Raw genomic sequence first — 13536 nt, 5'->3', positions numbered from 1 at the left:
TTTATGTCCGGTGTTGTAATAGGCCTGATCAGGCTGCGGTGGTGTTTGAGTCTGGTGGTTCTGGCCTGTTTTTCTGGCCCGCTGCTGGCAGAAGACAAAACGCTGAAATTTGCGTGGTTTTCCTCGCTCTACCCAGAGCACTCGTTTTGGCAACAGAATTGGGCTTTTTCCAAGGCGGCTGCCGATGATCTGGGGGTTGAGCTGACCCCTTACTACCTGAACTCGGATCAGATCCAATGCCAGTCGGCACTGAAAGCGGTTCAAAAGGATGGCTCTTATAAGGGCATTATCTTTATCAATATGAAAAGCCAGAACCAATCTCTGATTGAACTTATTGATCAGGGGCAGGCTCCCGCCGTCAGTCACACCATACCACTGGATTATGCCAAAACCGGCGCCCCGGGTGCTGAGGGCAGTCAATGGGTAGCAGAAATTTTGGTGGATGAAGAAAAGAGCGGTTACGATTTGGCGAAAAAGCTGATCGACGAGGCCATTGCCAACCAGCTGTTTGATCAAGACGGTAAGGTTCAGGTGTTTGCCATTATTGGCAGTAAAACCGACTCGGTCGGTTTGATCAGAGAAAAAGGCTTCCTCAGGGCCGTTGGAGAATACGACAATGTGGTGTTGCATCAGATTTTCTATGCCCGTCACTGGTCCAGTGAGGAGAGTTATAAATTCACCGTTACCGCATTGAAGCGCTACCCGGAAACTACGGTGGTGCTGTCGGGCAATGACGATATTGCTCTGGGCGTGATTGATGCCGCCAGACAGCAGGGGCGGCAGCCCGGGCGTGACATACTCACCGGTGGTATCGACGGCACGGTTGAACTGATGAAAAAGGTCCGTCAGGGTGAAGCCGTCTGTACCGTTGGCGGGCTGTTCCTGCACGGCGCCTGGTCACTGGTGGTGCTTTACGATTATCTCAATGGGGTGAGTCTTGATGATCAGGGTGGCAGCATCGTGCGGGTCGATAACACAGTGATTGATCGCAGCAATGTTGGAAATTATCTGCAGGCCTTTGAGCAGGCGAACTGGGAGAAAATTGATTTCACCGTATTTTCAAAATACCAAACGCCGGATGACAAAGGCTACGAATTCGCTATGCCCCGGATTGTTGACCAGTTGATTGTTGAGCAACGGATTGAAGCGGATTGATGCGACCTGCTGTGAAGAACCAAAACCTATCATTCATTCTGCTGAGATCGGCGGTACTGGCATCGCTGGTGCTTGGTACCGCGTTTGGCATCATCCAGATAGCCTACGATTATGGCTCGTTCCGCGAGCGACAACTGGAGTCGCTGGACCGGGTGATGTCGGTAACGTCCGGCACCGCGGCTCAGGTCGCCTTTGATCTGGATCGGGATGTGGCTGACCGTTTTGTTGAGGGGCTGGTGCAAACGGTTTTTATCGACAGTGCCACCATCTTTAACGAGTTTGATGAGGCGCTGGGACAAGCTGAAAACCGGCCGCCAAAAACCAATGCGCTGTTAAATCTACTGGCGCCACCGGTGGAAGATATTGAAGTCCAGTTGTTTCACGAAGGCGACCGGCAACGGCCGATCGGCAAGCTGCAATTGCAGGTCAATTGGCAAGAGGCTTTTGTCGATTTTTATCTGCGCTCTATTGTGGTTCTGTTTTCCGGTATGGCTCGCGCCCTGTGTTTGGCGCTGGTGCTCTACTGGCTGTTCAAACGTCTAGTGACTCAACCGTTGATGACATTGAATCGGCGGGTTGAGGAATTAAAGGAAAGTCCCGAAGCGCAGCCAAAGTTGCCCGAGGCAGATCCTGAGCGTGGTGTGGAAATTTCCCAGCTCACCGAAAGCCTGAATTATTATCTGGCCGAAATCCATCAGGCCAATAAAGAAAAAGACAAACTCAATCAAACGCTGGAGTCCAAAGTGGCAGAGAGGACACGAGCGCTGCAGATTGAGTCTGAGCGTGCCGAAGAAGCGTCCCGTGCCAAAAGTGAGTTTCTGGCGAATATGAGCCATGAAATCAGGACACCGATGAACGCCATCATCGGCTTGTCGGAGTTGGCATTGGAGACCGACTTATCCCCCAAACAGTACAACTACATCAATAAAGTTCACCGCTCCGCGGAATCGCTGTTGGGTATCATCAATGACATCCTCGACTTTTCCAAAATTGAGGCCGGCAAACTCAATTTGGAATCCGCGGAATTCAGTCTCGATGATGTCTTCAATAATCTCAGTAGCCTGTTGGGTTTTAAAGCCGAAGAGAAAAATCTGGAGCTGCTGTTTGATATTCCCAAGAATTTACCGTCGCCCTTGATTGGTGATCCGTTGCGGTTGGGTCAGGTACTGATCAATCTCGGTAATAACGCCATCAAATTTACCGAACAGGGTGAAGTCATTATTCGGGTGAGTGTTGTCGAGCAATCCCCGAGCCGGATCAAATTGTTGTTTGCCGTGGCTGATACGGGGATCGGTATTCCCGAAGACAAGCTGGATAAATTGTTCAAATCTTTTTCTCAGGCCGATTCGTCTACGACCCGGCAATTTGGTGGTACTGGTCTTGGGTTGGTGATCAGTAAAAATCTTGCCGAACTGATGGGGGGAGAGATCCGTTGTGAAAGTCAGGCCGGTAAGGGTTCGACATTCAGTTTCTCTGCAGAGTTTGCTGTTGGTGTGGCTGTTCAGGAAAGTCCATCACTCGATGATGTCGACAGTCTTAATGTGCTGGTGGTGGACGACAACAACAGTTCTCTTGAGATTATTGGCAGCATGCTTGGGCAGTTCGGTTTTACGGTTGCTCAGGTGTCGTCGGGCGAGCAGGCGTTGGATGCCGTCACTGCGGCCGAACGATCTGGCAAGCCTTTTGATGCCGTTGTGATGGACTGGAAGATGCCCGGTCTGGATGGCATTGAGACCGCGCACAAGTTGCATAACTCGGCGAAATTGCTGAGTCCGCCCGACGTCCTCATTATGACGGCTCATGGCCGGGAGGCGGCCATGGAAGAATCCCGGGGCGCGGATATCAAAGACTATCTCACCAAGCCGGTTACCCATTCGACCCTGCTCGATGCGATTCTGTCAGCCAAAGGCAAGCACGCTGTTTCTCTAAGGCGCAAAGACAACCGGGAAAAAGAAGTGGAGCAGGCCATCGACCAGTTGCGTGGTGCCCGACTGTTGCTGGTCGAAGACAATGAAATCAATATGGAACTGGCCGTGGATATTCTGGAACGCCATCAGATTACCATTGTCACCGCGGTGAATGGCGCCGATGCACTGACGTGTCTGAAGCAGCAGGATTTCGATGGCGTATTGATGGATTGTCAGATGCCGGTAATGGATGGTTACGAAGCAACCAAGGCCATCCGCGCCATGACCGAGTTTGAACAGTTGCCCATTCTGGCTATGACCGCCAATGCCATGGTGGGTGATCGGGAAAAAGTGCTGGCTGTGGGTATGAACGATCACATTGCCAAGCCCATTCAGCGCCGTGAACTGTTTTTGACCATGGCTCGATGGATCCGGCCTGAATTTCCGGTTGTTAAAAGTACGGATGCCGGTGACCATCCGTTGCACGATGCGATGCCCAATATTGCTGGCGTTGATACCGCGTTGGGCATGGAAACCATGCAGGGCAATAAGGCGCTCTATATAAAATTGCTGAAGAAGTTTGCCGCCAAGGAAGCGGACTTCAGTGATCGGTTTTTGCAGGCGCTTGAACAAAAGCAAAACGGAGCGGATGCTCAGGGACCAACCCGTTGTGCCCACACCTTAAAAGGCGTTGCCGCCAATATCGCCGCCGAAGATGTGCGTCAGGCGGCAGCGGAACTGGAACAGCTGTGCAGCAAAGGCGGTGATGAAGAGGCTATTCTGTCGACGCTGAAAACGCTGCAACGGCAGCTTGATGCGGTGGTGCAATCCATTGGCTCGATGGAGCCGAGTATGGTTGCTGACTCGGCTTTACACCAGAGCTTAGGGTCTGACAATTTACAGTCATTTGTTCTGGCCGAAGAGTTGCAGCGTCTGTCGCAACTGGTTGAAGATAACGATGCAGAAGCCCTGTCCTGCCTCGATCAAATCCGCAATCATTACGACGGCCCGGATGTTGATCTGATCGATAATATTGCGGCCGCCATTGACGGTTTTGATTTTGATCAGGCGGTCGTTTTGGTTTGCCAGTGGCAGCAAAAAATCTAGGTCCCGGGTAGCTGGTCTGAGGCAAACGATGATCTCGCCCAAGGCTGTGCAAAAGGTTTGGAATATCCAGCCGCTTTGGGCTAACGTAGGCGCTTCATCCAATAACAATAACGTCATAAAGCTAAAAGGAGTTAATTGATGAATTTATCGAGAGTCGTTCTGATGGTGTTGGCTGCGAGCCTTTCTTGGGCCAGTGTTGCCGAGGTTTCCACTTCCCCTGAGGGGGCGCGCCTTTACATTGTCTCCCCTGAAAATGGTGCGGTGGTGGAAAGCCCGCTGGTTGTTCGTTTTGGTCTGGCGGGCATGGGTGTTGCCCCGGCCGGTGTCGATAAAGCCAATACCGGTCATCATCATTTATTGATCAACAAAGATGAGCTGCCTGAAGCCGGTAAGCCCATGGGCAGTGATGTCAAACATTTCGGTGGCGGTCAGACTGAAACCACCATCGAACTCCCCGCCGGTGAACATACCCTGCAATTGATTCTGGGTAATCATCTGCACATCCCGCACGACCCTGTTGTGGTTTCAGAAAAAATCATTATCACGGTTAAGTAATTTTTTAATCGCCAGTTTTTATTGTCGGCACGCAGTGAGATCACTGCGTGCCTTTTGTCGTTTTACAAATAACAAGGTTTTTCTATGTCTGCCATTAAAGACGGTTTATCGAATGCTAAAGGGTTTGGTCTGAAATACATTGGTGCCATCGTTGGCGCTCTGGCTTTTGTGTTCGTTCTCTATCATTCGATTTTTTACGCCGAGCCCGGTTACATCTACCACGTTCGCACCCTGACCGGAAATGAAGAAGTGGTCAGCGAAGTGGGCTACAAATTCTATCCCTTTGGGCGCTATAACTCCTGGAAGCGAGCCATGACGGTTCAGGCATCCCAGGGTGCGGTGGGTGACAGCATTCGCGCTGAAAAAGACTCTGACAACACCTCGGCCAGTTTGCCACCCATGAGCATTATGTTCCTCGATCAGGTAGATGCCCACGCCGAGGCCACGGTGCGTTTTTCCATTCCTTCTGATCAGGACTCTTTTCTGAGGCTGGCCCACGAATACCGCTCGCCGGAGAATCTGCTGCGCACCGCGTTGATGCCGGCCTTTAAAGAAACGCTGCAAGCCAATGCGTCGCTGATGACCGCTGAAGAATATTATTCCGGTGGCCGTACCCAGTTTAATTCCGAGTTTGAAAACCAGATGAGCAATGGCATTTTTCTGGTGAAGCGTCAGGAGGTGACCATTCGCACCAACAAACAGGCCAAGGGCAGCGCCAACGTTGCACTGGGTACCGATCAGGAGCAGTACGGCGAAGATTCCAAAACCATCTTTCAGGTGAAAAAAGTTCTGGGTGATGACGGCTTGCCGAAGCGCAAACCACAGCGCTTTTCCAATTTTGGCATTACCGTGGTGTCGGCCTTGGTGACCGATATGCGCCCCAATCAGAAGTTTGTCGAGCGCATGCAGTTAAAGCAGAAAGCATCAGCCGATCGCGCCATTGCCCGTGAGCAACGGGTGCAGGAAGAAGAGCAGCGTCTGCTGGCCATTGCCCGTGGTGAGCGCGAAGTGGCCGAGCGTCAGGCTCAGGCCAAGGTGGAGCAAATTCAGAAGACCACCGAAGCGGAAACCGAAAAACAGCTGGCCATTACCGAGGCGGAAAAGTTAAAAGCTCAGGCGGCGATTTCCAAAGATACCGCGCAGATCAATCTGGAGAAGGCCCGCATTGAGGCAGAAACCAAGCGCACTCTGGCCGATGCAGAAGCCTATCAGAAAGAAGTGATTCTGAAGGCGGATAACGCCCTGGCACAGAAGCTGGATGCTGAGATCGAAATTCAGAAACTCTGGGCCAGTGCCTTTGCCAAGCGCCAGGTGCCGACCAATGTGTTCGGTGCCGGCAGTCAGGGAGGTACCCCGGTGGGCAGTGATGCGGAGACCAAGGCGTTTATGCAGATGCTGACTCTGGATGCGGCCAAGCGATTAAGCTATGACAGAAATGTTGGGCCGGAGAAGTAATTAAATGGATAGCCGCCCTGCTAGGATGTTGGCAGGGCTGGTTTTGGTTGGCGGTTATGTGCCAATTACGGACATTCTAATAACTCCTATCAGCCACAATGTATAACGTCGTGGTATTTCAAACTACTCAAGCGCCCCTGAAACTCATTACGCACTGCGCGCGAAAATTTTTAAATAACAACCCCATCCTACCTGTAAACACAAATAGCTGGAGAATGCTTGAACTCCTAAAGCTCTTATGCAAACATATAAACACGTATTCATATGTTTGATTGTAAGCATGAAAGATAAAAGACTCCCGCTTAATACACTCAGCTCAGAAGAAGCGATAACACAGCTAAGTGATTTATTTCGCCTTATGGGGGATACGAGCAGGTTACGTATTATTCTGGCCTGCTTGCATGATCCAGTCAGCGTCTCCGGCATCGCCGAAAAGCTGAAACTGTCACAATCATTGGTTAGTCACCATCTGCGACTGCTGCGCGCTGCTCGAGTGGTACGCTCAGAGCGGCGTGGCAAGCAGGTTTTCTATGTCGCGGCGGATGAGCATATTCAATGCGTAATTGAAGATATGCTGGTTCACATCGAGGAACCTGATTACTCAAAGGAGGAAGGATAATGCCAGGGTGTACAAATTGTCCATCAGACGCAGTAACCGAAAAAAATGCGATAGATCCTAGATTTCGTCGCATTCTATGGGTTGCACTTATTGCTAATGCGGCGATGTTTTTTGTTGAAATCATTGCCAGCCAAATTGGCGATTCCATCTCTCTACAAGCTGATGCGTTGGATTTCTTTGGCGATGCAGCCAACTATGCTATTAGTTTGTTTGTGCTGGGAATGGCACTGCATATACGCGCCCGCGCATCCCTTTTCAAAGGTGCGACCATGGCTGCTTTTGGTCTTTGGGTAATAGGCAGCGCTATATATCGCGCAATTAATGGCAGCGCACCTGAAGCTTCGGTGATGGGGGTAGTGGCCGTTCTTGCATTACTAGTCAATGTCGCTGTTGCGGTATTGCTTTACCGCTATCGCGGGGGCGACAGCAATATGCGCTCGATATGGTTATGCAGTCGTAACGACGCCATTGGCAATTTAGCGGTCTTAATTGCTGCAGCGGGCGTGTTTGCAACCACCTCACGCTGGCCCGATCTGGTCGTTGCGGCAGTCATTGCGAGCCTCAATTTCAGTGCGGCAATACAGGTTATCCGTCTTGCGCTTGCTGAGATGCGTGCAGAACCGTCAAAAACTGCGTAGACTCATTAAATATGTTTAGGCCATTTATCTATTATCTGTTTATCTTTTCGTTGCTCTTTATGGGTGCCGAGAATTCTGTCGATAACGTTGGTGGTGGCCACCATGTGGACGCTCATGCACATGCTCTGGATGGCCATGACCTGCATGAATCGGATACACATAGCGACAACGAACATTGTTCACATTGCTGTCATGGCCATACCGGCAGCATCGCCAATAATACCCTCACCCTGAGCTGTGAAATTACAGGGCAACAGTTCGCTCATTACCAGCCGCACTTTCTTAACTTTTCTCAAGCCCCACCCACGCCCCCACCTAACGCATAAATCGCTTCTGAACTTTATTAGCACGCCTGCTGTAACCGGATATCTATGTTTGCAGTATCGGTGGCGTGTTCCGGAATTCACAAGAATCGGACTATGATTTATGCAAGCGCGAAATATTATTGTTGCCTTTCTATTAGGTAGCCTACCCCTATTGAGTTGGGCAGATTCACCTCCATCGCCCATACAAGACTCAACGCAAACATCACAAGACATCAATACTTCTACGGTATTGGCATTGGAAGACGCCATTGCCTTTACCCTAAAAAACAATCCACTGTTGTACCAATACCACTTTCGTCATCAGAGCCTTATGGCGCAGCGCGAAGCCAGCTCGCTCTCACCCGCATTAGAGCTGGGAATAGAGATTGAAAATATAGCAGGAAGCGGCGAATTCAACGGTGTTGATAGTGCAGAAACCACACTAGCGCTGTCTTCGGTAATTGAATTGGGTGCCAAAGCGCGTTCACGGGTGGCGGTGGTTGATGCCAGAAGTGACCGCTTGAATTTTGAGCGTCAAGCAGCAACGCTGGACGTGCTCGGCGAATTAACAGCACTTTTTATTCGCACTCTTGCCACTCAGGAGAGCATTGCACTGTCCAAAGAAGCTGCTGCCTTATCAGAGCGCATGCTGAAAACCGTTAGGCAACGAGCATCTAAAGGCGCTGCGCCTGAGGCTGAAGTGATGCGAGCTAAAGCTGCGCTTATCCGAGCGTCTGTGCGGCTCAACGCCCAGCACAGCAGCTTTGAACGACAAAGGATGGCGTTAAGCAGTTTTTGGGGGAGCACGAATCCCCATTTCTCCACGCTGAGCGGCAGCTTATCGGTACTTGACGCTTCCGGTGATTTTGCCAGTTTATTGCAACGAGCCCAGCGCTCCCCGGCTATTGCTATTTTTGCCAGCGAAGCTCGGTTAAAAGACGCCGAAGTCAAACTAGCGCAAGCACAGAGCCGTGTGGATATTGGCTGGCAATTGGGCGTCAGGCGCTTCGAAGAAACAGATGATACCGCATTCACTGCGGGCATCTCGATTCCGTTGTTCAGTGGTAAACGCAACCATGGCGCCGTCACTTCGGCATTGGCCGAACGCAACGCCGTGGACTATCAGCAAGTCGATGCCCAACTCAAGCTCCACAATCGCTTGTTCACGGCCTTCTCCCAGCGCAAAGAGAATACCGCTGCGGTGAAGCAATTCAGTTCGCAAATACTGCCAGCATTAGAACAAGCACTGAATTTGACAAGGCAGGCCTATGAAACCGGCCGTTATCGTTACCAAGACTGGATTGCTGCCCAGGAAGAATTGCTGACAGCAAAACAACAACACATTGAGGCTGCAACTGCCGCACAGCTTAACCAGGCACTTATCGAGCAGCTTATCGCAGAACCTCTAACAACTGACAACCTCCCTTATTAATACAAGCTATTCACTGATAAACCGTTTGCGAATAGCGAGGAATTAACAATGAAAACATCACAACTGAGTTTATACCTGGCAATAGTCTTAACACTGGGGACAGCAAACCCTGCTATTGTCATGGCCGCTGATGATGATCACCGGCACGATCACGACCATGAGCACGCAGCACATGCCACTGAAGGCACGCCGCATGATGAGAGCGAAGCGCATACCACCGAACACGAATCACATGACGAGCACGAAGCGCATACCGCCGAACACGAGTTACATGACGAGCACGAAGCACATGCCGCCGAACACGAATCACATGACGAGCGCGAAGCACATACTGACGACCACGATGATGAGCATTCACACGAACAAGAAGATTCCCACAACGATAGCTATGCTCAAGAGGAAGAAGAAAATATCAGCCGTATCAGTCATGACATGGCCAACCAAGTTGGTATTGAGGTAACCCGCGCATCAAGCCAGGCACTCCATCAAATCACCACCAGTTACGGCACACTCTCTATCGGGCCCGAACAACTCAGCCATATACGTGCACGTTTTCCTGGTTTGATCACTCAAGTTAAGGTCAGTGTCGGCGATACCGTCAAAGCGGGCGACTTACTTGCCGAAGTAGAATCCGATGAAAGCCTGAAAAAATACTCATTGCGTGCCCCAATTTCGGGAACCATCGTGCAGCGGCATGCCAATATCGGCGAAGTCACACAAGATCAAATACTCTTCTCAATCGCCAATTTCGACACCCTGTGGGCCGAACTGCGTATCTATCCAGCACAACGGGGTAACATCTCTGCGGGTCAGGCTGTTGACATTATCTCTGGCAAACAACGCATTGCTGGCAAGGTTAGCCATATTATTCCGTCCCTAGATAAGCCGTACCAACTCGCCCGTGTAGAGCTGGATAACCGGCAACTGAGGCTGTCACCCGGCTTACTGGTAGAGGGGCGTATCGTCATTGCCGAATTCCAGGTGCCGCTAGCCGTCGAAAAAGCGGGTGTACAACAACTGGGCGGACGTTCCGGTGTGTTTATTCAAGAAGAAGAGACTTATCGCTTCGCCCCCTTAACACTGGGTCGTGCCGATGAGCATTACGTTGAAGTGCTTGGTGGCCTTGAGATAAATCAGCGCTATGTCAGCCAGAACAGCTATTTAGTCAAAGCGGATATCGAAAAATCCGAAGCTGAACACGCACACTAAGGGTCGCACTATGATTGATTCACTACTGCGCCTCTCCATTGAACGGCGCTATTTATTCCTCAGTCTCATCCTGGTTATCGTGGGTATCGGTATATGGAGTTACCAAAAACTACCGATTGATGCCGTACCTGATATTACCAATGTCCAGGTGCAAATTAATACGGAGGCACCGGGTTACTCACCATTGGAGGCTGAACAGCGAATAACCTATCCCGTAGAGACGGCCTTATACGGTTTACCCAGCTTGTCGTATACCCGTTCACTATCACGTTACGGCTTGTCACAAGTTACCGTCGTATTTGAAGAAGGTACCGATATCTATGCCGCACGAAATTTGCTTGATAATCGCCTAGGGGCAATTCAAAGCGTGCTGCCCCCCGGCATCGAGCCAAAGATGGGGCCTATCTCTACCGGGCTTGGCGAAATCTTTATGTACACAGTGCAGGCATCGCCCGATGCTGCCATGGCAAACGGCCAGCCCTATGACGCGACAGCCCTGCGTGAGATTCAGGACTGGATCATCAAGCCGCAGCTGGCTCAGGTTAAAGGCGTAATCGAAATCAACAGCATTGGTGGTTTCAATAAGCAATACCATGTCACGCCTGATCCCAAGAAGCTGCTTTACTACCGCATCGGTATCGAAGAGCTGGTTAATGCCCTGCAAGCCAATAATGATAATCGAGGCGCTGGATACATCGAGCGCAACGGCCAACAACTATTGGTGCGCTCTCCCGGTCAATTGGCCACCGTGGAGGACATCGGCAATGTCATCATTACCGAGCGCGACAGTGTGCCGGTAAAGATCCTGGATGTGGCCGAGATTGGCATTGGCAAAGAGCTGCGCTCTGGCGCGGCAACGCAGGACGGTAAAGAAACGGTGCTCGGCACAGCCATGATGCTGATCGGCGCTAACTCCCGTACCGTGGCGCGCGACGTCGCTCGCAAGCTCGAAGCCATACAGAGTTCACTGCCCGACGGGGTACGCGCTGAACCAGTCTATGATCGCACGCAGCTGGTGGATAAGGCCATCGCCACGGTGACCAAAAACCTGCTCGAAGGTGCGCTGCTGGTCATTGTTGTGCTATTTACGCTACTCGGCAATTTCAGGGCAGCCTTGATCACCGCTGCGGTCATCCCTCTCTCTATGCTGGCAACGATGACAGGCATGGTCAGAACCGGGGTCTCCGCCAATTTGATGAGTCTGGGCGCACTGGACTTTGGCTTAATCGTCGATGGTGCCGTCATCATTGTTGAAAACTCGGTTAGGCGGCTGGCCATGGCACAACAAAATGGCGGACAGCAGGCGTTACGCGAACGACTGAATACGGTATACGAAGCGACGGCCGAAGTGATTCGACCCAGCCTGTTTGGTGTGGCCATCATCACCGTTGTGTATATTCCCATTTTCAGTCTCACCGGCGTTGAAGGAAAAATGTTTCACCCCATGGCGGCGACCGTTGTTATGGCGCTACTGTCTGCCATGGTGTTTTCGTTAACCATCGTACCTGCCGCTGTTGCCGTCTTCTTACGCGGTAAGATCAGTGAAAAAGAAAGCGGGGTAATTACCAAGTCGAAATCCATTTATAAGCCACTATTGATACTGGCTCTTAAATTTCGTTGGGCGGTCGTTGGTTTCGCAACAGTATTGGTCGCGGGCTGCATCTGGCTAGCAACCACTCTGGGTTCAGAATTTATTCCGCAGCTAAATGAAGGTGATATCGCGCTGCATGCCATGCGTATTCCAGGCACAGGCCTGGAGCAAGCCGTCGTCATGCAGGAAGTTCTCGAACAGCGTATCAAGTCTTTCCCCGAGGTGGATAAGGTCTTCGCCCGTATCGGTACGGCCGAGGTAGCGACCGACCCGATGCCTCCCAATGTCGCGGATAATTTCGTGATATTAAAACCGCGCAGTGAATGGCCGAATCCAAGCAAAACCAAGGATGAATTAGTCATCGAAATAGAAACGTCTCTGGAACAGTTGCCGGGCAATAACTACGAGTTTACCCAGCCCATCCAAATGCGTTTTAACGAGTTAATCTCCGGTGTGCGTGCTGATCTCGGCATTAAAGTCTTTGGTGATGACCTTGATCAATTAGTATTAACCGCCAACGACATACTCAAAGTTATCAATCAGATTCCTGGCGCGGCTGATGCGCGGGTTGAGCAAGTGACCGGGCTGCCGACTTTATCCATTATTCCCAAGCGTACCGAGCTGGGTCGATATGGATTAAATATCGTAGACCTACAAGACTGGGTATCTGCCGCCATTGGCGGTGAATCGGCAGGCTTACTTTACGAGGGTGACCGGCGCTTTGAGTTGATTGTACGCTTACCCGAAATATTGCGCCGCAACATCGATCGACTGGCCTACTTACCAGTCCCCCTGCCCAATGGTGACTACATCCCCTTAGAAGAAGTCGCCACGCTGAATATATCGCCGGGGCCAGCGCAAATCAGTCGGGAGAACGGTAAGCGTCGGGTGGTGGTCACCGCGAATGTACGAGGTCGCGACCTCGGTAGTTTCGTGACTGACGTAAAAGCACGCATTAACACTGATGTTGAAGTACCACCGGGGTACTGGCTGGATTACGGAGGCACCTTCGAACAGCTGGAGTCTGCCAGCCAGCGCTTGGCCATCGTTGTTCCCATCACCCTACTAATAATTATCGGTTTGTTGGTCATGGCTTTCGGCTCACTCAAGGATGCCTTGATTATTTTTACCGGAGTGCCTTTAGCACTAACAGGCGGTGTCCTTGCCCTTTGGCTTCGCGATATGCCGCTGTCAATTTCGGCGGGGGTTGGTTTTATTGCCCTGTCCGGTGTCGCGGTGCTCAACGGCTTGGTGATGCTGGCCTTCATTCGCGACCTCTGGCATGAAAAAGGTGAGCTGCTAGCATCCGTTATCGATGGAGCCTTGGTGAGATTGCGGCCGGTATTAATGACTGCACTGGTTGCCAGCCTCGGCTTTATACCGATGGCACTCAATACGGGGACTGGCGCAGAAGTTCAACGTCCTCTGGCAACAGTCGTTATCGGTGGAATTCTTTCATCGACGCTGTTAACGCTCTTCGTATTGCCCGTGCTTTATCACTGGGTTCATCGCCACAGTGAAGCAGCCCAAGGCAGCGACTGAAAGGAAAGCACGCCCGACCAG

Annotated in this window: 9 protein-coding genes; all 9 read left to right on the top strand. The window is 51.3% G+C overall.

Features of this window, described 5'->3' with window-relative positions; genetic code table 11:
- The first annotated feature begins 3 nt into the window (after positions 1–3).
- The 9 genes from ACPXV9_RS13845 (at position 4) to ACPXV9_RS13805 (ending at position 13515) form a co-directional block, all read left to right on the top strand.
- Positions 4–1155, top strand: a complete 1152-nt coding sequence (locus ACPXV9_RS13845) for an ABC transporter substrate-binding protein (protein WP_423898207.1) — start codon at positions 4–6, stop codon at positions 1153–1155.
- An 11-nt stretch (positions 1156–1166) separates the two neighbouring features.
- Positions 1167–4169, top strand: a complete 3003-nt coding sequence (locus ACPXV9_RS13840) for a response regulator (protein ID WP_423898205.1) — start codon at positions 1167–1169, stop codon at positions 4167–4169.
- 138 nt (positions 4170–4307) lie between these two features.
- Positions 4308–4724: a DUF4399 domain-containing protein gene (locus ACPXV9_RS13835; protein ID WP_423898202.1), complete on the top strand. Its 417-nt coding sequence runs from the start codon at positions 4308–4310 to the stop codon at positions 4722–4724.
- Between the two features lie 84 nt (positions 4725–4808).
- Positions 4809–6179, top strand: coding sequence for an SPFH domain-containing protein (locus tag ACPXV9_RS13830; protein WP_423898200.1), 1371 nt, complete (start codon positions 4809–4811; stop codon positions 6177–6179).
- Positions 6180–6459: 280 nt separating this feature from the next.
- Entirely contained in the window at positions 6460–6798 is a 339-nt protein-coding gene (locus ACPXV9_RS13825; RefSeq protein ID WP_423898198.1) for an ArsR/SmtB family transcription factor, read from the top strand.
- On the top strand, positions 6798–7436 hold the full coding sequence (locus ACPXV9_RS13820) for a cation transporter (RefSeq protein WP_423898195.1): 639 nt from the start codon (positions 6798–6800) through the stop codon (positions 7434–7436). Before ACPXV9_RS13825 ends, ACPXV9_RS13820 begins: the two co-directional genes overlap by 1 nt.
- 426 nt (positions 7437–7862) lie before the next feature.
- Entirely contained in the window at positions 7863–9173 is a 1311-nt protein-coding gene (locus tag ACPXV9_RS13815) for a TolC family protein (RefSeq protein WP_423898193.1), read from the top strand.
- Positions 9174–9221: 48 nt separating this feature from the next.
- A complete protein-coding gene (locus tag ACPXV9_RS13810) occupies positions 9222–10382 on the top strand; it encodes an efflux RND transporter periplasmic adaptor subunit (RefSeq protein ID WP_423898190.1) in 1161 nt (386 codons plus the stop codon).
- A 10-nt stretch (positions 10383–10392) separates the two neighbouring features.
- On the top strand, positions 10393–13515 hold the full coding sequence (locus ACPXV9_RS13805) for an efflux RND transporter permease subunit (RefSeq protein ID WP_423898188.1): 3123 nt from the start codon (positions 10393–10395) through the stop codon (positions 13513–13515).
- Positions 13516–13536: the final 21 nt, after the last annotated feature.

Origin of the sequence: Candidatus Pelagadaptatus aseana (assembly GCF_040362265.1) — a bacterium.
GTDB lineage: Bacteria > Pseudomonadota > Gammaproteobacteria > Pseudomonadales > Cellvibrionaceae > Pelagadaptatus > Pelagadaptatus aseana.
This window is presented reverse-complemented; position numbering and strand designations above follow the sequence as displayed.

What these genes read in the sequence shown, in the direction of transcription:
- ACPXV9_RS13815 (WP_423898193.1), top strand. Translation starts at nt 7,863, where the DNA reads ATGCAAGCGCGAAATATTATTGTTGCCTTTCTATTAGGTAGCCTACCC.
- ACPXV9_RS13825 (WP_423898198.1), top strand. Translation starts at nt 6,460, where the DNA reads ATGAAAGATAAAAGACTCCCGCTTAATACACTCAGCTCAGAAGAAGCG.
- ACPXV9_RS13845 (WP_423898207.1), top strand. Translation starts at nt 4, where the DNA reads ATGTCCGGTGTTGTAATAGGCCTGATCAGGCTGCGGTGGTGTTTGAGT.
- ACPXV9_RS13835 (WP_423898202.1), top strand. Translation starts at nt 4,308, where the DNA reads ATGAATTTATCGAGAGTCGTTCTGATGGTGTTGGCTGCGAGCCTTTCT.
- ACPXV9_RS13810 (WP_423898190.1), top strand. Translation starts at nt 9,222, where the DNA reads ATGAAAACATCACAACTGAGTTTATACCTGGCAATAGTCTTAACACTG.
- ACPXV9_RS13805 (WP_423898188.1), top strand. Translation starts at nt 10,393, where the DNA reads ATGATTGATTCACTACTGCGCCTCTCCATTGAACGGCGCTATTTATTC.
- ACPXV9_RS13830 (WP_423898200.1), top strand. Translation starts at nt 4,809, where the DNA reads ATGTCTGCCATTAAAGACGGTTTATCGAATGCTAAAGGGTTTGGTCTG.
- ACPXV9_RS13820 (WP_423898195.1), top strand. Translation starts at nt 6,798, where the DNA reads ATGCCAGGGTGTACAAATTGTCCATCAGACGCAGTAACCGAAAAAAAT.